Raw genomic sequence first — 19,996 nt, 5'->3', positions numbered from 1 at the left:
GCCGGCTCAGCGCCTGGTGCGCAGCACGATGATCCCGGCACCGACGATGGCCAGCACGAGCCAACCCGCCCCGAACCACCACAGCCACTCGAGATCCGATTGGTGGCCCTGGGACCCGGCGGCGGGGCCGGAGGTGGGCGGCTGCTGCACGGTCACCGGGTCTTGCCCGGGGATGGCCACCGCGGCGACTCCCTTGAGCCGCTGCCAGTGCTTGTTGTTGTCGCTGTTGAGCCAGCGCAGCAACTCGTCGAGTTGCCCCGGCGCGCCGTTGGACGTCGCGACGAGCAAGGACCGGCCGCGGTTGAAAACCGTTTGGAGAGAAGCGAACCGCATGGTCGGGTCCAGCGTGAGCTTGGTGGGTTTGCCACCGGCTTCGACGGCGTTGACCGTGATGGGTCCGCTCGGCCCCGCCGACACCGGTAGCGCGACGTCGGAGTGGTTCCACCCGTCGGCGGCGATCACGATCGCGGGGTTCGACGACTCGATCGCCTGCTTCACACCGGTGACCGTCGTCCCGATCAGCACCGCGCTGATCCGTTGCAGTCCCACCAGGATGTTGATCGCCCGGATCGTGTCGATCAGCGAGTGCGGTTCGATCCCCACCTGGACGCGCGGCATCAACGTCTGCGGCACGGACTGGAAGCCGTCGGGTATGGGCGGCGAGGCGGGGCTCGTCTGAATGGTGGTGTCGCCGTTGATGTTCAGCGTCAGGAGCTGATTTCCCGGCCCGGCGGTGTAGAAGTCGCCGCAATGACCGACGTTGCTCGCGACGTCGAGCACCAGATCAAGGCTGGTGTAGCGCTGCAGTAACCGGTCGGGCACGTCGATCCAGCGGTCGATGTTGCCGTGGCCGTCGGTCGCCCAGTGGTCGATGGTCTCGGCGCCGACCGCCGCGGTGATCTGGCCGCCGATGTTGCCGGGCGTCGGGGTGTACGAGCCCACGAGGTGCACCCGCACCGAGTGGAAGGATCTGCCGAACCGCGTCTGGTCCAAGCCGATCGACACGCGCGGCTGCAGCGACGTCGCGTTCGCGAACGGCTGCCCTACGTCGCGCATCGACGCCGTGTCACCGGGCAGTTGCACGTTCGGCTTGAGCGTCTCGACCGAGGCCTTGGTCGAGACGGCCAGCTGCGACAGGTCGTTGAACAGCATGGCGATGTCGGATTCGTCGGCCTGCCCGAGGGGCCCCGACATCAACAGGTAGGGCACTCCGCCGGAGCCCTGGATCGACATCCCGTTGTCCGGCCCCTCCTTGACGACGATCTGGCGCTCCATGGGCTGCGGCGGTGCGGGCGGGGCCGCCTGCCCCTCCCCGAGGGGCACCACCACGATGTCGGGAGTCTGTTTGCCGTAGTGGGCGGCGGCGGAGGTGGCCAGCCGGACGGCCGTGTCGGATTCGGCGGGCGACGGCGACTGCGGCAGATAGATGCTCAGCTTGCGCAGCACCGGCGGCAGGAAATGGGCGACCGTGTTGGGCGGCTGCTCGACCCCGGTGTAGCTGATCGTCCCGCCGACGAGGCGCAACGGGCTCTCCGGGTAGAGGCAGAATCCCTCCTGGGGCACGAGGTACGCGCGCATGGTCACCGTCAGCCAGTCGTCGTCCACCTCCGCCCCCGTGAGCGGAATGACGATCGGCGTCTGATCGGCCGTCGGCAGGTTGATCCGGGCAAGAGTGCGTTCGCCCTGCGTGACGGTGAGCAGCCCCGACCGCAGGTTGATGGGCAGCTCGACGGTCGCGTTGAGTGCCGTCGGTGTCAGCCCGTGCAGCACCGGCACGGTCAGCTGCTGGCTGCTGGTGAGCCCCCAGAATTCCAGCATGGGCGAAGACCCGAGATCGGCCAGGGACAGGGTCGTCGAGTCCGCGGACGTCACCGGGTCGCCGGGCGCCCCCCAGGACGGCGGGGCGCTGAGGGTCGAGGCGGCGAGCACAGCGGCCACGGCGACAACTCTGGCCACATACTTCAGGTACTTCACGGCAACAGTATGCAGTCTTCGAGTAGGTCGCCGAAATCAATCGAAAATCACTGCGCGGCGCGCCTCGAGCGGGCGGTCAGGGACTGCTAGGTGGTAGTGGGCTCCGCGCCGGCACCCTCGCGGGCGGCGGCGACCGGGGTGTGGCGCACGGCCTCCCGGCGCAGGAACTGCCGGAAGTACGCCAGTGAGGCGTCCGAGACGACGCCGGGGAGCAACAGCTCCCAGAGGTGCCGCAGCCGCACGGTGGGCTCGTCCGCGTCACCGTTCGGGGCCGCGCCGTTGCGCGACACCGCGTCCGAAAGCAACAGCGTTCCGAAGACGGCGCCGACGATCGACTCACTGACCACTTCGGGGTCGACGTCGTCGCGCACATCGCCCTCGGCGACCGCGCGCCGGGCCTGGTCGGCCATCTCGGCCACCAGGCTCGCGTAGAAGCGCGAGACCGCCTCGTTGTACCCGCTCAGCCCGGACGCCAGTTGCACGGCCGTGCGGGCCATCTTGTCCGAATTCAGCGTTTTCACGACGGTGAATGTGCCGTGCACCATGTTCTCGAGACCCGGCGACGACGCCCCGCAGACGTTCCGGAACGCGTTCAGCAGCGATTGCGAACCCTCCTGGATGACGGCCGATGCCAGCGCTTCCTTCGAATCGAAGTGGTGGTAGAGGGCGCCCTTCGTCATGCCGGTGCGCTCGATGATCGTCCCCCAGCCGGCGGCGGCGAATCCGACGTCGCCGAACACATCGATTGCCGCGTCGAAGATCTTCCGCCGAGTGGCTTCAGATCGAACCTGACGCGCCATCGCTTGTGTCCTCCCGGAAGTCTCGGCCGGGCAACGTGCCCGGCGAGAGACTAACGTAAACGACCGCGGCCCGCGCCCGCTCGGCGCTCGAAAACGGCCGGTCCTCGTCAGGCGCTAGTGCTCCCCGTGGGAATTCGCGTTGATCGCGAGCGACGCGCGCCGCCGGAGGAACTGCCGGAAATAGTCAGCGCGCTCCGGTTGCAGGATGCCCGCCAGGATGAGCGCCCAGCTCTTCTCCAGGTCGAGCAGAAATTGTTCCGGCTGATCGAGGGAGCTGGTCTTCCGCAGGCCCATGTGCAGCGACACGATGAAGCGCCCCACATCCTGCGGGTCCCACTGTTCGCCGATGTCGCCCTCGGCGATGGCTTGCTCGACGACCCCGGCCAGGGCCTTCGCCCAGCTGCCCAGCAGCCGCTCCTGCAGCCCCTCGGACAGGCCGACCGATTCGATGAGGTTGAGCCCGGCCCTGACCTCGTCGGTCGTGATGTCCTGGACGGCGATCAGGTAGGAGAAGTCGATCAGGGTCTCGAGTCCCGACAAACCCCTGCTCAGGAGGTCTTCCACGACGATGGCGCCGTCTGATGTCTCGTGATCGATGATCGCCACCGCCAGCGCGTACTTCGATTTGAAGTGGAAGTACATCGCGCCCTTGGTCAGTCCGGCATCGGCGAGGATGTCGTCGAGACCCACCTCGTGATAGGCGCGGCGCGCGAACTGGTGCGCGGCGGCGCGAAGAATCTGGCGCCGTGTCGCGTCCGCGCGTCCGTCGGTCGAGTGGGTCGTCATTGCAACTGAGAAATCTGCTCTCTAACTGCCGGAACATCGTGGTCACCGCCGGCCGGCGACGACATGCATGTGACCTTCAGGGCGCGCACCTCGGTTCTGCCCGGCCAGCTTCAAATGGTGTTCATGCGGTGTTCAGCGGTCCGGCGCGAACGCGCACCGAAGTCGCGGGCGACGTTCACACCGATTTTTGGAGACTAACAGTTTTCGCGAACGAAGGGACGTAAGGCCCTAGTAGCACAGGTAAGGCTACGTAAACCTGTAATACGGAACACACAGAATAGACGTACTAAAGGTATGTTTCATCCGCTATTATACGTCTGTTGGTCTCAGCGGTTCCGCTGGTCCGGCACTCTCCACCCCCTCACGAGAGGCACGTTTCGATGGTCACCACCCAGCCGGTCGCTTCTGCGGCATCCGCCGGCACCGACGGGCACCCGCTCGGCGGCGAACGACGGGCACGCGGCCACGTCCCCGTGCGGGCGAGGGGCTGAGTCGTGGACTTTGGTGCGCTCCCGCCGGAGATCAACTCCGCACGAATGTATGCCGGTCCCGGCCCGGGATCGCTCGTCGCGGCTGCCGTAGCGTGGGACGGCCTGGCCGCGGAACTGCACACCGCCGCCAGCCTGTACAAGTCGGTGATCGCCGGACTGGTGACCAACCGCTGGATGGGCCCGACGTCGCTGGCCATGGCATCGGCGTTCGGACCGTACGTCGCGTGGGTGTCCGGGGCCGCCGCGCGGGCCGCCGAGTCGGCCAGCCACGCGCGGCTCTCCGTGGAGATCTACGAGGCCGCGTTCGCCATGACCGTGCCCCCGCCCGCTGTCGCCGCCAACCGGGCCCAACTCGCGGCGCTGATCGCCACCAACTTCTTCGGCCAGAACCTGCCCGCCATCGCGGCCACCGAAGCCGAATACGGCGAGATGTGGGCCCAGGACGCGGCGGCCATGTACCAGTACGCGGCGCACGCGGCGGCGGCCACCGAGGTCACGCCGTTCGCCTCGCCGCCGGAGGTCACCAGCCCGGCGGGCCTGGGCCAGCAGGCCGCGGCGGTCACCCAGGCGGCCTCCGTCTCGGCGGAGAGCCAGTTCTCCCTGGCGAGCCTGGTGTCCTCCGTCCCGGCCACCTTGCAGGCGCTCACGACGCCGGCCACGGCGATGCTGGGCACCTCGACCTCCTCGGCGGCCCTGTCCAGCACCCTGTCGTCGACGATCTCGAGCTTCACGACCAACCTGCCCTACTCCCTGCCGACCTGGCTGATGGCCGGGGCGACGCCGCTGTACGGACTGTCCTCGGTGCTCGGGATCGCCCAGACTGTCCAAGGTCTGGCCAAGGCCGCCGGCGACGGGGTTGCCGCGGCCGCCGCGGGGGCGGCGTCGGGAGTGGCGAGCGCGGCCGGCTCGGCCGGAGCGCTCGGCTCCAGCGTGTTCGGCAGCCTCGGCACCGCCAGCGCGCTGGGTCCCCTGTCCGTGCCCGCCAGCTGGACCAGCGTGATCCCGACGGCGCCGGTGAGCGCCGCCGCCGCGCTGCCCAACGCCCTCGGCACGCCGGCCGTGCCCCCGACCATGCTGGGCTCGCTGCCGCGGCTGGCGTCGGCGACCAAGTCGCTGGGGCCGCGCTACGGCATCGTCCCGACGATCATGACGCGGCCGCCGGCCGGCGGATACGCATAGGGCCGCCCGATGACGACCGAGCAGGTGATTCCCCGGAAGTCAAAGGCGGTTGCCGCCGGACGGCTGATCGCCCCGGCGGCCCGCCTCACGGCGAAGGTCGCTCTGCCGCAGGCGATTCCACCGATCAAATCGACGCCGACGCCCATGCCGCGCGTCCGCACCGCGGGGGTGCCGGCCCCCGCCCGTCCGGCACCGTTGTCCGGTGCCACCACCCTGCGGCGCTGGCAGTACCAGTACTCACGCTGGCTCCGCATCAGCGACGCGGTGATCGTGTTCGCCGCGGTAATCCTGGCTCAATCGGTCCGGTTCGGCGACTTCCAGAACACGTCGGGCTACTCGGACCCCGTCATCACGCTGTACTCATTTATCTTCGCCGCGCTGTGGCTTTCGTCGCTGGCCATCATGCAGACGCGGTCGCCGCGGGTAATCGGCGCCGGGATCGAGGAGTACCGTCGCATCGGCACGGCGTCGTTCTGGACGTTCGGCATCATCGCGATGGTCACGATGCTGGCAAAGGTCGACCTCGCACGCGGCTACCTGGCGATCGCGCTGCCCGCCGGCACCTTGGGTCTGCTGACCAGCCGCAGCCTGTGGCGCACGTACATCCGCCGTCAGCGCGCTCGCGGCCGTTGCCTGACCCGGGTGCTGGCGATCGGGGACCGGCAGGCGGTGTCCCACCTCGCGCACGAGTTCGGCCGCAATCCCAGTGACGGGTGCGTCGTAGTCGGCGTGTGCATCCCCGGCTACGGGGGGCCGCGCGGCAACACGCTGAAGGTCGGCGGCCGCCGGGTCCCGATTCTCGGTGACGAAACCTACGCGGCGGCGGCGATCGAGAGGTGCGGCGCGGACACGGTCGCCATCGCGCAGACCACCGACTTCGGCATGCACGCCATCAGGGAGCTGATGTGGCAGCTGGAGACCATGGACATCGACCTGGTGGTGTCGCCCGGCGTGATGGACGTCGCGGAGGCGCGGCTGGCCCTGCGCCTCACCGCCGGCGTGCCCCTGCTGCACGTCGAGAAGCCGCAATACGAGGGCACGCAGCGGTTCCAGAAGCAGGCTTTCGACTTCTGCTTCTCACTGGCCGCCCTGATCGCGACGGCGCCGGTCCTGTTGGTGGCCGCCCTCGCCGTGAAGCTGACGAGCAAGGGTCCGGTCTTCTACCACTCCGAGCGCATCGGCATTGATGGCAAGCCGTTCACGATGCTCAAGTTCCGCACGATGACCGACGGGGCGGACAAGCAGCTCGACCACCTGATGTCGATGAACGAAGGCGCGGGCGGCGTGCTGTTCAAGCTGCGCCAGGACCCCCGCGTCACTCCCGTCGGCCGGATGCTGCGCCGGTTCAGCATCGACGAGCTGCCTCAGTTCATCAACGTGCTCAAGGGCGACATGAGCGTCGTCGGCCCGCGCCCCCCGCTGCGGCGCGAGGTCGAGAACTACGACGGCGACGTCCACCGGCGGCTGCTGGTGAAGCCGGGCGTCAGCGGGCTGTGGCAGGTGAGCGGCCGTTCCGATCTTTCTTGGGAAGAATCCGTGCGGCTGGACCTGTCGTATGTCGACAATTGGTCCATGTCGGGTGACCTGATGATCATCGCCAAGACCGTGAAAGCCGTATTGACGAGCCACGGGGCGTACTAGGTGCCACCGGCCATGACTGAGCCGACGGCACCCGGCGCGCTCGGTTCGTCGGTCCCGGTTGCGCGGATGGCCCACGCGTTCTCCATCCAGCTGATCTGCCGGGCGCTGGGGATGCTGGCCTCAGTGATCTCGGTGGCGATGACCGCGCGCTACCTGGGACCCGGGCACTACGGCCAGCTGTCCATCGCGGTGATGTTCATCGCCATGTGGGCGAGCCTCGCCGACCTCGGTATCGCCACCGTGATCGTGCGCCGCGTGACGTCCGGGCGAGGCGACCTCGAGCGGCTGGTGCGGGTGAACAGCGGCATGGCCCTGGTGTACTGCCTTCCGCTGGCCGCGCTGGCCGCGGTGTCGGGGCTGTTCGTCTACCACGACCACAACGTGCGCGTCATGCTCGTCGTGCTGTCGGGGGCTCTGCTCATGCAGACCATGACGACGCGGTTCGAGCCGGTGTTCCTCGCCACCGTGCGGTTCACCGCGGTCGCAATCTCCGACGTCGCCGCCCGCCTGGCCGCCCTGGGCATGGTGGCCTGCCTGGTCGCGGCGCGCGCCGACGTCGTCTGGTTCGCCGTCGCGCAACTCATCCCGCCCGCGCTGCAGCTGGTGATCCAGGGCGCCGCGGCCACGCGGCACATCTCGGTGCGCCCCGTCTTCGCGCCCCGCGAGGCCGCCGACCTGCTGCGGGAAAGCCTGCCGCTCATCGGTTTTCTGGTGGTGGGGCTGATGTACTGCCGCGCCGACGGTGTCATCCTCTCGCTGCTGAGCACGCAGTCGGAGGTCGGTGTGTACGGCCTGGCCTTCACGATCGCGTTCAACACGATCGTGGTGTCGCTGATCTTCCTCAAGTCGACGCTCTCGACGGCCAACGAGCTGTTCGCGCGGGACGTCGCCGCCTTCGCCGGCTTCCTGCGCCGCAGCGTCGAGCTGATGTACTTCGTGGCGGTCCCCGTCGCGGTGGTCGGCGCGCTGCTGGCCGGCCCGCTGATCGGGTTGTTCGGTGACAAGGCGTTCATGGCGCGCGGAACGCCGGTGCTGGCGCTGTTGTTCGTCGCGGCCGCCCTGCGGTTCGTCAGCGGCACCCTGGGACAGGGCCTGGTCGCCAGCCATCACCAGCGCGTGCTGTTCTGGCTGACGATGGCCACGCTCGTGCTCAACGTCGCGCTCAACGTCGCCCTCGCGGGTCGGTTCGGCGCCGTCGGCCGCGGCGTCGCGCTGGTGTGCACGGAATTCTTCAACATGGTCGTCGGCAGCTGGTGGCTGCGCCGGCGGTGCGGTTACCGTACGCCGGTGAGGTTCCTGGTGCGGCTGCTGATTCCGACGGGGGCGAGCGTCGTCGTGACGCTGCTGCTCTCGGGTCAGCACGTGGTGCTCGTTCTGGCCGCCGCCGCCGCGGCCTACTTGGTCGTCAGCGCCGCGTTCGGCCCGCTGCGTTTGTCGGACCTGGCGTCGTTGCGCACCGCGTCGCGCCCGAACCCGCTGTTGGCATGACGCGGGAGTTGGACCGGGCCTACCTCAAGCGCCCGGTCGGCGGGGCGACCCGACTGCCGTCCACGCGCCCGCTCGTGGTGCTCATCGCAACCGATTGCGCCCACCAGCCGCTCGACCCCTGCCTGGCGAGCGTCGCCGAGCACCTGCCCGGCATCGACGTCTATGTCTACCTCGCCGGCGAAGAGGGTTGCGCCGGCGAAGGATTGGCGGCCCGGCACCCGTCGGTCCACTGGGTGTCCGGCCCGGCGGATCTCGGCTACGCCGCGGCGGTCAACACGCTCGTGGAGCACGTCCCCGGCGACGCCGACCTGCTGCTGCTCGACGCCGACGCGCGGTTGCTGGGGCCGCTGACGCGCACCCGGGAGCTGCTCCGCCGGCCCCGCGTGGCGGCCGTCTCGCCGCTGGTTGCCGACGACACGGCGCCCGGCTGGGCGCCGTGGGACACCGCGACGCGCCCCGCGACGCTCACCCGGTCGCTGGCCGAGGCGGCTGGCTATTCGAATCCCCTTCGCGCCAGCCCGCTTTCGCCGCTGTATGCCCGACGGCCCGCCGAGCGCCGCGGCCTCGGCCATGTGGGCAGCACGTGCGTGGCGATCAGCCGCGCGGCCTGGAACACGGTGGGCGGCTTCGACGAGGAGTTCTACCGCTACGGCGGGGCCGCCGACTGGCCGGCGCGGGCGCGCGCGGCGGGCTGGCGGGTGCTGCTGGCCGACGAACTCGGCGTGCGCCGCACCCGACCGGTGACCGCCGCGGCCGACGACCGGCGCCGCAACCGCGACCTGGCTCGCGCCGGCACCGCGCTGCTCCTCGAGCATCAGCGCGGCGTCCACCACGCCGACGCCTACCTGGCGGCCACCACCGCGCTGGATCGCCTGCGGCGGCCCAAGGCGAAGGCGCGGGGCGGAACCGGGCGACGGGACCTGCCGGCCATCGTGATCACCACCAACCGACTGGTCTACGGTGGTGCCGAGCGGCAAAAGGCGTTGCTGGCAACGGAATTGGACCGCCGCGGGTACCGCGTCACCGTGGTGTGCGTGCAGCGGTTCGGCCCGCTGATCCGGGAGATCCCGCCCAGCGTCCGCGTCGTGCGCCAGCCCTGGTGGGCGCCGGCCGTCGACCTTCCCGACGGACCGGCGGTGCTCGTCACCGCCGACACCAACACCGAGGCCGGGTTCGCCACGCTGTGGCGCGCGGCCTCCCCCGGCCGGCGCTGGCTGGTCGCCCCCCACGTCCCCCCCGAGACCGACCGGCCCATCTATTCGCGGGCGCTGACGGCCGCGATGCGCCGCGCCGACGGTTTCATCGTTCTCGCGCAACGGCATTGGGACATGCTGGCCGCCCAGCACCGGCTCTGGGGGCGCCGGTTCATCGCACCCAACGGCGTCGTGCTGACCGGTGAACCGGCCCCGCGCGTACGCGCGGCGGGGGCGCCGCCGCACCTGGTGATGCTGTCGCGCATCGTGGAGCACAAGAACCCGCACCTGCTCATCGAGGCGCTGGCCGCGCTCGGCGACATGCCCTGGCGGCTCTCGATTTTCGGTGACGGCCCGGACCGGGAGAGGCTGGAGGCGCTGACGCCCGCGCACCTGCAGAGCCGGGTGCGGTGGCGTGGGTGGTCGGCCGGGCCGGGACCGGCGCTGGCCGACGCCGACCTGCTGTGCGTCCCCAGCCGTTCGGAGGCGTTCCCGTTGGTGATTCTCGAGGCCATGGCCCGGGCGGTGCCCGTTGCGGCGTCGGCGATTTGCGCCGTTCCCGAGATGCTCGACCACGGCCGGGCCGGGTTTCTCGTCGAGCCGGTCACGGTGTCCGGGTGGCGGGAGCACCTCGCCGGGATCCTGGCGGATCCCGACGCGCTGCCCGCGGTCGGCCGGCGCGGCTTCGAGCGCATGCGCAAGCACTACACGGTCGAGGCGATGACCGACGCCTATCTCGACGCGATCAATGCCGTGCTGTGAATCAGCCTCAGGCTCCGCCGGTTTGGCGCCCGGCCGCGGCGCCGCCCAAAATTTTCGACACCGTGCGGGGGGACGTCGGGTGCTGTCCGAAGTTGCCGTAGAGGAAGTATCGGGGCTCGACGTAGATGTCGCCGATGTCGGTCGGCACGTCCGCGAAATGGCCTGCCAGCGCCGCATCGACGAAGAAGGCGTCGGAGCCGGAGTGGGAATTGCAGCACACCAGGCGGTAGTCGTGGCGCGCGAAGAGTTCGGCGAAACTCGCGAGCGAAGCGCCGAAGTAGTCGTCGGACTGCCAGACGTGACCGGGATCGTAGGCGATCTGGAACTTCACCGGCGGCGGGAACTTGCCGTTGTACTCGACGATGAAGAGGCTCGGGCGCATGCCGTCCGCCAGGAGCTTCTCGACGAGGTAGATGTCGTTGCCGTCGAGGTCCAGCGACACGACGTCGACGTGCGTGGCGTCGATTCTCTGCAGGCAGGATCGGCTGAGCGCGAGGATGTTCTCGGCGGTGATCCACGCCTTCTCGTAGGTGAAACGGGGGCCGGGTTCGAACGTGACCGCCAGATCCTGACCGCCGACCCAAAATCCCTTCCACCCCAGCGCGGCCAGGATCAGGGTGTTGTTCTGGGTGCCGTCGCCCACCCCGAACTCGGCGAACACCCCGTCGTCGAGGCGGCCGATCCGGCGCAGGATCTCCAGCGTGATCCCGTCCTCGTCGGTCGCGGAGAAACACCTCTTGCCGGCCCGGTTCAGCGGGTTGACGTGGTTGGCCTTCAGCCACTGGGAGTGATCGTGGAGAACGAGATCCTTGAGCTGGTCGCGCGTTTCGCCGCCGAGGATTCGCCGGATCTTCTGCTTGAGCGTCCTGAAGGGCGGTGTTGTGCTTGTGGCCATCAGGCGGTCATCCGGGGCGTCTCTCGAGCAAACCGATGCGGGACGATCAAAGCTACCACGCCACGTCGCGGCCGGTACCGAGAAACGTCCGAACGTCCCGCCGCCCCAATGACTTCCCGCTCGCCGGCGACATCGGCGGCGCGGGCTTGCTCCCCGCGCGCGCGGTGCCGTAGCTTCGGCATTGTCCTTTCGCTGAGGAGGGTTGAGTAACGTGCTGTGCCGCATCTGCAGTTCCGGCACCAGTCTGGCGTTCACTCACCAGCTGCTCGGGAAGTACGACTGCAAGTACTACTTCTGCGGCAACTGCGGGGGCCTGCAGACCGAAGAACCCTTCTGGCTGGACGAGGCCTACGCGAGCCCGGTGGCGGCGGCGGACACGACCCTGGTGTGGCGCAACCAGTACCTGGCGCGCGCGATGTCGGTGCTGTTGTTCTTTCTGTTCGACCGCCGCGGCCGCTACCTCGACGCCGCCGGCGGCTACGGGCTTTTCACCCGCATGATGCGCGACATCGGCTTCGACTACTACTGGGCGGACAAGCACTCCCCCAACCTGACAGCGCGGGGCTTCGAGGCCGACGCGGGCCCCGGCCGGCCGTACACCGCGGTCACCGCTTTCGAGGTGATGGAGCATCTCGCCGACCCCGTCGCATTCGTGGACGAGTTACTGCAGAGCACCGGCACCGACACGATCGTCTTCACGACCGAGATCTTCGACGGGCAGCCCCCGCCGCCGGAGGAGTGGATGTACTACGCCTTCGCGACCGGGCAGCACATCACCTTCTACCAGCGCTCGACGCTGGAACTGATCGGGAAGCGGTTCGGCATGCGCTTTCACACCTCCAAGACCCGCTGGTGGTTCCTCGGCGGCATGGGCCTGCACATCTGGACGCGGGCGGACGTCAATCCCGTGGCCTGGCGGTTGCTCGCCTCGCCGCGGGTGACGAACCTCCTGCAGGGGGTGCCCCGCCGCGCGCTCGAGACCCGGATGTGGACCGACGCGGACATCTTCCTGCACGCCGACGGGGAACGGTGAATTCGCCTCGCGTGCTGTGGCTTTCGCCGTGGACGCGGCCGGCCGTGCGGGTGCAGGCCGAAGCGCTGATCCGGCACGGGGCCGACGTGCTGCTGGTGACGTCGGATCGGCACCCCGAGTCCGACGCCGCCCGCGACTACGAGCTGGTGCTCGAACCGAGCTTTCGCACCGCTTCGACGTGGCCGCCGACGTTGCGGGCCTGGCGCCGGATCCGCAGTTACCGGCCGGACGTCGTGATCGCCGAGATCGTCCGCGATCCCCGGTGGATCGCGCTGGCGGGCCGGGCGCCACGCATCCAGGTGGTGCACGACGACCGCCCGCACGACCCCGGCGAGCAGCGGCCCGCCTACGAGGTGGCGGTGTTCGACCGCTGGGGCGCCCGCTCGGCGGCCACCATCACCTACAGCCGCTACGTGGCGGAAGCCGTCGCCGGGAACCGTGACGTCGCGGGCACGCCCGTGCACGTGGTCCCACTGGCCAGTGACATCGACCCGCACCGCGTGCCCCCACTGGTGGGCGCCGACGGGCGCCGGGACTTCGTGATGTTCGGCCGGCTCAACCCGTACAAGAACGCCGATGTGGTATTGCGGGCGTGGCAGCGGCACGTCACCGGCGGAGGCTGGCGCGGGGACAACCTGGTGCTCATCGGGGACGGCACCCTGGACGCCGGCGCCCTGCCCGAGCACACGGTCTGGCGCCGGGGCAGTTACCGCTACGCCGACGTCATCCCGATTCTGGCCGCCGCCAAGGGATCGGTCTCGCACTACCGACGCGCGTCGCAGAGCGGGGTCCAGGTGCTCTCGATGCAGCTGGGCGTGATGCCGATCGTATCCACGGCCGGCGCCCTGCCGGAGTATCAGCCCACGGAGTGCCCGCCGATCGGCATCGACGACGTCGCCGGCCTCGCCGCCGCGTTCGACCTGCTGGCCGACCCGGCCGTGGCGGCGCGCCAAGGCGCCGCGGCGGCGCAGCATTACGCCCGGCGGTGCGCCGTCGACCTGGTGGCCGAACGGTTCCTCGAAATCATCGCCGAGGTGCTGGCGCGCCGACGTTAACCCGCCGAACTCGTTGGCTTGCACGCCTTTCGAGCGTCCGCCAGGTGATCGGCCAGGCGCACCCCCAGCGCGATCCCCAGCAGCGTCGGATTGGCCTGACTGGACGTGGGCAGCACCGACGTGCTGGCCACGTAGAGGCCGCGCACCCCGTGGACCTGGAGGTCCGGATCCACCACGCCGCCGTCCGGCGTGGCGGCCATCCGCGTCGTCCCGGCCTGGTGGTAGCCGGCGTAGCCCTTCATGAACGCGCGCACCGAACCCTCGACGTCGTCGGTGAGCCACTCGACGTACCCGACGCCGTGGCGCCGCAGGTGCTCGTCGATCACGCCGATGACCGTGCGCACGCTCGCGTAGTCGGCCTCGGAGAAGTGCATGTGCGTGCGCACCCTGCGCATGCCCAGGGCGTCCCGCTCGTCGGTGAGCTCGATCCGGCTCTCCCGGTGCGGCAGGTGCTCGCCGTGAAAGTGCAGCAGGTAGCTGTTGTCGGCGCTCTTCACGAAGAACCCGGGCGCCTTGCGGCCCCTGCGCAGGAAGCGTGCATACGTGAAGGCGACCGCGAACCGGATGGACGGCAACAGGTCTCGCACGATGTTGCGCAGGTGCGCCAGCACGCGTGGCGGGCCGTCCGTCTTCGTGTGCGTCTCGCGGATGGCCTGGGCAAGCAGGAAGCGGCCGAGCGGCGAGATCAGCGTCAGGTAGACCCCGGAGAGGATCCCGCTGCCGTGGCCCGGGTCGCTGATCGGTGGATTCACCAGCCAGACGGCGGCATTCGGCACCCCCAGCTCACGCTGGGCCTCGGCACTGAGCGTGAAGCGCCGGCGGACGTACACCCCCTCGTCGTCCCGCTCGTGCTCGTGGATGACCGGGTCCGCGGTGAAATGCACCCGCGCGACCCGCCCCTCGACGTGCGACATGTACCAGCGCCCCAGGTGTCCGCCGGCGTTGCCGAGCCCCGCGGGATGGTGCCGGTCCGACGCCAGCAGCAGCCGGGTCGCCTCCACGCCGCCGGTCGCGATCACGTAGTCGGTCGCGACCACCCTGCCTTCCCGGCCGTCGAGGGCTTTCACGACGAGATGGTCGACCGAATCGCCGGTGTCGGTCGTGACGATCTCCGTGCACGTCAGGCCGGTCCACACGGTGAGGCGGGTGGCGTCGCGCAGGTCGTCGCGGTACGCGCGCCCGAAACGCGTTGGCAGCGCCCACCGTTCGAGGTCGGTCGTGCGCAGCGCTCCGTCGGGCAGGCCGGGAACCATGTCGTGGCCCGCGATCTCGGGGATGTCCCGCGCGTTGAACGCCGCCCTGCCGCACGCGGCCCAGTCGCAGGCCCGCTGCAGGTAGGGCTCGACATCCTCGTACCGGATCGGCCAGCGCGCCTGCGCGGTGATCGGACGGTCCTCGAAGTCGATGGGGTCGTAGGGGACACAGCGCCCGCCCCACAGCGCCGACGTGCCCCCGACCTGCCGGCGCACCATGAGCTCGCTGCGCGAATGGAAGTAGTCGTCCTGCCGCGAGTCGAAAGACGCCAACTTTTGCGCCGCGTGGTCGATGCGCGAAAGACCGCTTTCGATCAGCGCGACCCGCACGCCCGCGCGCGCCAGTTCGAGCGCCGTGGCGATCCCGATCGGGCCGGCGCCGACCACCACGACGTCGGTCTCGATCGTCGCGCCCGCGGCGAAGTCCTGCGGGGCGCGGATCACGCGGCGGTGCCCTCTCGAAACTCCTTGACCAAAGCCAGGAATCGGGTCAGGGTGTCGGCGTCCACCGGGGCGTCCACGGCGTCCGCCGCCTCGGCGACGCGGCGCGGACGGGTGGTGCTGTACAGGATGGCGCGGCACCCCGTCGCCGCCGCGGACGAGCCGAGGATCAGCTTGGGCAGCGCACCGGCGGCCAGCGGATCGAGCTGGAGTGCCTCGCGCCAGTGGGCCGCCAGCCGCGCGTCGGCGTGCAGCGCGCCCGACAAGGTGGCATACGACCGGTTGAGCACCCCGAAGACGAGATCGGCCGGGCGCGGCGGCGGACCGAGCAGGTCGCCGCGCACCTGGCTCACCCCCTGGGGGGCGAACTCCGCGGCGAAGTCGGTGTCGAGCCCCTCGTCCTGCGAGACGCCCCACGCCCGGATCTTGCCCTGCCGGTGGGCGCGTTCGAAGAACTCGCGCAACTCGCCGGCCGCGACCGTGTCGCCGGGCCGCGGGCCGTGCACGAACAGGATGTCGACGTGGTCGACGCCCAGCGCCGCCAGGCTCTGGTCCAGGCCGCGCGCGGCGGCCGCCGCGTCGTAGACCCGCGGTGCCTCCGGCGATCCCTGCCGCCGCTTGACGGCGCGGCGCAGCGCCGGCGCCGCGCGGAGCAGCGCCCGCGCCGGCGCCTGGAATCGCGCGAGCCTCGCCACGGCGCCGCCCACGTTGATGCCGAACTTGGTCGCGATGGTCACGGAGTCGCGGTCGACCGTGCGCAGGAACGCCCCGAGCTCCGACTCCGCCCGTCCGAGGCCGTACATGCGCGCGGTGTCGAAGTGGGTGATGCCGTTGGCGACGGCGGCGCCCAGCACCGCCATCCGCTCCCTGCGCGACGGCGACTGCAGCAGGCCGCCGCACCCGAAGCCGACCGCGCTGACCGTCAGCCCCGGTCCCGGGAGCTCAACTCGCCGCATCGAGGCAGCTCTCGTAGATCCGCCGGAGCTCCGCGCCGATGACCTCGGGGCTGCGGGTGGCCGCGATGTGCTGCTGGCCGCGCAGCCCGTCGCGCTCGGCGAGGTCCGGGTGGCGCAGGTAACGGGCGATGCCGCGGGCCAGCGCGGGGACGTCGCCGACGGGCACGAGCATGTGCGGGTCGGAGGCGATTTCCGTCGTGCCGCCGACGGGCGTCGCCACGATCGGGCGCGCGCCGGCCAGCGCCTCGGTGAGGATCATCGGCATGCCCTCGGCGAACGACGGCAGCGTCACCACCCGCACGGTCCGGAGCAGTTCGCGCACCCGGTCGGGGTGGACCGGCGGTTCGACCGACAGGCGTTCGGTTGGCGGCGGGGAGTAGTCGTCGATGGGACCGACGATGCGACACTGCCCTTCGATGCCCTCGGCGAGCAGCAGCCGCCACGCCGCGACGAGCTTGTCGACCCCTTTGCGTAAGCCGATGGTCCCGGCGAACAGCACGACGGGAGGCGTCGTGCTCGCGCCGGGGGCGTCGCGGTCGATCGGGATCGGGTTGGCCACCACCGAGGTGGGGACGTAGGGCGCCACCCACGCGGCCGCGGCGCGCGCCTCCTCCGACAGCAGGATCAGGTGGTCCGCATGACTCAGGATCGCGCCCACGAAATGCTTGTGGGACCAGGCGAACCGGTGAAAGTCGGATCCGTGGATCGTGATGACGACGCGCAGTCCGCGTGCGTCGGCCAGCCGGATCAGCGGTCCCTCACGCAGCCACGCTCCGCCGTTGGACATGTGAAAGTGCACGATCGTGGTGCGCGGGGTTCGGGCCAGCGCCGTCCCCGCGCCCCCGGTGAGGAGCAGGTTCTTCAGGTGCCGGCGCCCGTCCCACGTCGAGAGGACGCGGATCTCGTCGGCGCCGATCTGGTTGTCGCGGATCACCCGGATGACGGACTGCGTGCCGCCGAAGCTGTACATGTCCGGCCCCACGTGGGTGACCGCGAGGGGCGCCATCAGCGGACACCCGGCGCCCCGGCCTGAGCCGGCGAAGCGCCGGCGGGAGCCGCTTCGCGCTCCCGGCGCCGCAGGCCGGCGAATCCCATCGCGGCCCCCAGGCACAGCCCCAGCGCCAAGGCGTCCATCGGCATTTCCGGCAACGGCCAGACGGCGGTGATCGCCAGCAGGCCCGCGCTGACGGCCGCGCTGATCTTGGCCGGCACCGTCGCGCAGCGCACCGCACGAACCACCGGCGTCAGCGCGAACCACGCGAACGCCGCCAGGCCCACCGCCCCGGCCTTCGCCAGGAACCACTGGTAGAAGAGGTGCGAGTAGGTGGGCCCCAGCTTCCAGGCGAAGGAGTTCGGGTCCTTGCCGGACGGCAGCTGGTAGGCGTAGCCGAGGCCGTGCCCGAACACCGGCGCCTGGGCGATGGCCTCGTTGAGCCGCGCGACCTCCCGCAGCCGGTCGAGCGTGGATTCGTCGGTGGCCAGCGCACTCGCCGAAACCCCGCCCAGCACGCGCTGGTTGAACGCGGTGAACTGGTCGCTGAGCCACGCCCCCGCCTCGGAATGCTGCAGCACGAACAGCGACCCCGGCACCGTCACCGCGAAGACCGCGGCGCTGAAGACGGCCACCATGGCCGTCCGGCGCAGGGCCGCCCAGCCGAAGCTGGTGAGGAAGGCGACCAGGGCCGCGACGGCCACGGCGATCAGCGTGTTGCGGGCGAACGACAGGAGCGAGATGACGAGCGCGGGCGGCCCGAGGGACAGGTAGACGGCCGGCCTGACGCGGCCGATGATCGCGGCGGCGACGAGTCCGCTGAGCACGGCGGTCGCCGGTGTCTGGGTGGACAGGACGATGCGCAGGGCCTGGCCCGCGCCGGTCGACTCTTCCAGGCTTTCGGCGCGCCCGGCCAGCCGGATGGCGTGCAACGAACTCACGATCGCCATGCCCGCCGAGAACCACAGGATGGGCACCATCACGCGGATGATCCAGCGGACGTAGCCGCCGTACACGAGCAGCAACGCCAGCACGAACCCGACGATCATTTCGAACAAGGTCGTCGATTCGCGCATCACCATCGTGGCGTCGTGCCCCATCTGGAACCCGACGACGGTGAAGACCACGACCGTGAACGCGAACATCCCCGGTAGCAGCCAGTCGTAGGACCGGAGCTTGACGATCGGGAGCAGGTAGCAGATCGCGAGGATCGCGGCCACCTGGTAGGCGTAGACCGCCACCGGCCCGAACACCTTGCCGATGTGCAGCCCTTCGGGCAGCGCGGCGAACGCCCCGAACAGCATGACCGCCGTCATCCCTTCGGGCTTCACCCAGTACACGACCAGGCAGAACAGCGCCGCGATGAGCAGCACGCCCTCGGTCGTTCGGCGCACCGAGAGCACGCCGAACACGAAGCACCCGAACAGGAAGAGGGCAAGCGCGGCTCCGTCCATCGCCAGGCGATGTCGGCCCCGCAGCTCGAAGATCACGCCGTCCCCCGCACCTTTCCGCGGTACGCGCGTGCCGAGGCCCGGCTGCGCACCGACGGCCGGGCGTCGGTCAGCACGGTGCCGACGACGTTCGCGCCGCCCGCGCGCAGCGCGGTCAAGGCGTCGGTGAGCTCGTCGACGGTCGTGCGCCTCGCCCGGACCACCAGCACCGTGGCTTGCACGGCGCCGGCCAGCAGGACGCTGTCGGCCGTGGCCAGGATCGGTGGACCGTCGACCACCACGCGGTCGAACCGCGACGACAGCTCGCCGAGCACCCGGTCGATCGCCTCGGGGGCATACGCGCTGCACGGCAGGGCCTCGCGGCGGGCCGACCGAGCGGCGAGGATGAACAGGTTCGCGATCGCGGTCGGCTTCACGGCCTCCGCGGCGATGTCGGGGTTGCCCAGCGCGTTGGCCAGGCCCTCCCCCGATTCGACGTTCAGCAGGCCCGCGACCACCGGCCGGCGCGTGTCACCCTCGACGAGCAGCACGTCCTCGCCGATCTCGGCGAGCGCCCGCGAGAGGTTCAGCACCGTCGTCGTCGTTCCCTCGCCGCCGAAAGGGGCCGCCAGGAGCAACCGGCGGGCGTCGGGTCCGACGGCTCGGCGCAGCCGGGCCCGCATGCCGCGCACACCGTCGTCGAACGTGACGTCCGTACCGAATCTCGGTGCCGCGCCGCGCTTTCCGGGCAGCTCGGCCAGGGTCGGCAGCCCGGACAGCTCCTCCAGCTTCTCGCGCGTGCGCACGCTGCGGTCGGTGGCCTCGCGGACCAGGGCCACGGCGATGCCGAGCAGCAGTCCGGCGGCGAAGCCCATCACCATGTTGCGGGCCGGCACCGGCGTGATCGGGTGGTCGGGTACCCGGGGCGGTTCAACCACCTTCGCCCGGGCCACCGCCAGCGTCTTGCCGGCCGGCTGCCCGGGGGCGGCTTCGGGCGGCTGACCGGGGGCCGGGGTCGTCTCGCCCGGTTCGGTCCGCGGCCCGGCGGTGGCGGGAGCCGAAGGACCGGTGGACCCGACGGTGGCTCCCAGCGTCGGCACGATCGCCGCGAACTGATCCGCCATCGCCCCGGCCAGCGCCGCGGCGCGCCTGGCATCGGTGTCCTTGACGGTGATCGTGAACAGCAGGGACTTCGCGGTGTACTTGACCTGGGTCTGGGTCACCAGGTAGTCGGCGCTCATGGGCGCCTGCACCTGGTTCACCGCGCGTTCGGCCACGGTGCGGCCGCCCGCGATCTGGGCGTACGACGACAGCCGTTCCTGGGCCGCCAGCGTGCCGTTGTACAGCTCGGTCAGGTCGGTGGCGCCCGGGAAGGAGATCAGGATCGTGGCCGACGACTGGTAGTGCTTTGTTTGCACCGCCGTCAGTGCGGCGGCACCGATCGTGCACGCCAGCAGCGCGCCGACGGCGAGCTTCCAGTGCGCGAGGAGTATCCGGACAAAGGTACGGAAATCCATCGGCTGAAGACCTTTCTGAGAACGCAGCGGGAGAATTCGTCCTTTTATTCACTTAAAGGCGCGCTGCGCAATAATCCTGCATAGTACGCAGCGCGTCGTGTGGCCGGAAAT

15 protein-coding genes are annotated in these 19,996 nt (G+C 70.4%); 6 read left to right on the top strand and 9 right to left on the bottom strand.

The window, feature by feature from the left end:
• Positions 1-6: 6 nt before the first annotated feature.
• From GPY60_RS05180 to GPY60_RS05170, 3 genes are all read right to left on the bottom strand, one after another.
• A complete protein-coding gene (locus tag GPY60_RS05180) occupies positions 7-1,965 on the bottom strand; it encodes a hypothetical protein (RefSeq protein WP_370462648.1) in 1,959 nt (652 codons plus the stop codon).
• A 95-nt stretch (positions 1,966-2,060) separates the two neighbouring features.
• Positions 2,061-2,774, bottom strand: coding sequence for a TetR/AcrR family transcriptional regulator (locus tag GPY60_RS05175; RefSeq protein ID WP_156686557.1), 714 nt, complete (start codon positions 2,772-2,774; stop codon positions 2,061-2,063).
• Between the two features lie 114 nt (positions 2,775-2,888).
• Entirely contained in the window at positions 2,889-3,560 is a 672-nt protein-coding gene (locus GPY60_RS05170; RefSeq protein ID WP_156686556.1) for a TetR/AcrR family transcriptional regulator, read from the bottom strand.
• A 494-nt stretch (positions 3,561-4,054) separates the two neighbouring features.
• Here GPY60_RS05170 and GPY60_RS05165 point away from each other — a divergent pair, with 494 nt between their 5' ends.
• The 4 genes from GPY60_RS05165 to GPY60_RS05150 all read left to right on the top strand — a co-directional run bounded on the left by GPY60_RS05165 (position 4,055) and on the right by GPY60_RS05150 (position 10,314).
• Entirely contained in the window at positions 4,055-5,230 is a 1,176-nt protein-coding gene (locus GPY60_RS05165; protein WP_255457208.1) for a PPE family protein, read from the top strand.
• A 144-nt stretch (positions 5,231-5,374) separates the two neighbouring features.
• Complete coding sequence (locus GPY60_RS05160; RefSeq protein WP_156686589.1) at positions 5,375-6,871, top strand: sugar transferase; 1,497 nt, start codon at positions 5,375-5,377, stop codon at positions 6,869-6,871.
• A 12-nt stretch (positions 6,872-6,883) separates the two neighbouring features.
• The gene (locus tag GPY60_RS05155; RefSeq protein ID WP_156686555.1) at positions 6,884-8,359 is read left to right on the top strand and encodes an oligosaccharide flippase family protein; all 1,476 of its coding nucleotides are present in this window, start codon (positions 6,884-6,886) and stop codon (positions 8,357-8,359) included.
• Positions 8,356-10,314, top strand: a complete 1,959-nt coding sequence (locus tag GPY60_RS05150) for a glycosyltransferase (RefSeq protein ID WP_156686554.1) — start codon at positions 8,356-8,358, stop codon at positions 10,312-10,314. The genes GPY60_RS05155 and GPY60_RS05150 overlap by 4 nt, the downstream gene beginning before the upstream one ends.
• A gap of 7 nt (positions 10,315-10,321) precedes the next feature.
• Here GPY60_RS05150 and GPY60_RS05145 read toward each other — a convergent pair whose 3' ends face one another.
• A complete protein-coding gene (locus GPY60_RS05145; RefSeq protein WP_156686553.1) occupies positions 10,322-11,209 on the bottom strand; it encodes a hypothetical protein in 888 nt (295 codons plus the stop codon).
• Positions 11,210-11,420: 211 nt separating this feature from the next.
• Here GPY60_RS05145 and GPY60_RS05140 point away from each other — a divergent pair, with 211 nt between their 5' ends.
• Both GPY60_RS05140 and GPY60_RS05135 read left to right on the top strand, forming a co-directional pair.
• On the top strand, positions 11,421-12,242 hold the full coding sequence (locus GPY60_RS05140; protein ID WP_231639352.1) for a class I SAM-dependent methyltransferase: 822 nt from the start codon (positions 11,421-11,423) through the stop codon (positions 12,240-12,242).
• Between the two features lie 11 nt (positions 12,243-12,253).
• A complete protein-coding gene (locus tag GPY60_RS05135) occupies positions 12,254-13,297 on the top strand; it encodes a glycosyltransferase family 4 protein (protein ID WP_156686588.1) in 1,044 nt (347 codons plus the stop codon).
• Here the strand turns inward: GPY60_RS05135 and GPY60_RS05130 are convergent.
• Genes GPY60_RS05130 through GPY60_RS05110 form a run of 5 tightly spaced genes read right to left on the bottom strand, consistent with a single transcriptional unit; the run spans position 13,294 to position 19,885 of the window.
• Complete coding sequence (locus tag GPY60_RS05130; protein WP_156686551.1) at positions 13,294-14,994, bottom strand: FAD-dependent oxidoreductase; 1,701 nt, start codon at positions 14,992-14,994, stop codon at positions 13,294-13,296. The two genes, GPY60_RS05135 and GPY60_RS05130, sit on opposite strands and share 4 nt — an antisense overlap.
• A complete protein-coding gene (locus GPY60_RS05125; protein WP_197283537.1) occupies positions 14,991-15,947 on the bottom strand; it encodes an aldo/keto reductase in 957 nt (318 codons plus the stop codon). Before GPY60_RS05125 ends, GPY60_RS05130 begins: the two co-directional genes overlap by 4 nt.
• Positions 15,934-16,917 (bottom strand): glycosyltransferase family 4 protein, encoded by a 984-nt coding sequence (locus GPY60_RS05120; RefSeq protein WP_156686586.1) that lies wholly within the window; start codon positions 16,915-16,917, stop codon positions 15,934-15,936. Before GPY60_RS05120 ends, GPY60_RS05125 begins: the two co-directional genes overlap by 14 nt.
• 35 nt (positions 16,918-16,952) lie before the next feature.
• Positions 16,953-18,392 carry an O-antigen ligase family protein gene (locus tag GPY60_RS05115; RefSeq protein WP_156686585.1) on the bottom strand — a complete coding sequence of 480 codons (1,440 nt, stop codon included), beginning with the start codon at positions 18,390-18,392 and terminating at the stop codon, positions 16,953-16,955.
• Positions 18,393-18,424: 32 nt separating this feature from the next.
• Positions 18,425-19,885, bottom strand: a complete 1,461-nt coding sequence (locus tag GPY60_RS05110) for a polysaccharide biosynthesis tyrosine autokinase (RefSeq protein WP_156686550.1) — start codon at positions 19,883-19,885, stop codon at positions 18,425-18,427.
• Between the last annotated feature and the right edge of the window lie 111 nt (positions 19,886-19,996).

The sequence above is a fragment of the Mycobacterium sp. Marseille-P9652 genome (assembly GCF_902652685.1).
Lineage (GTDB): Bacteria > Actinomycetota > Actinomycetes > Mycobacteriales > Mycobacteriaceae > Mycobacterium.
The sequence above is the reverse complement of the archived record's forward strand: the minus strand, read 5'-3'. Positions and strand labels throughout refer to the sequence as shown.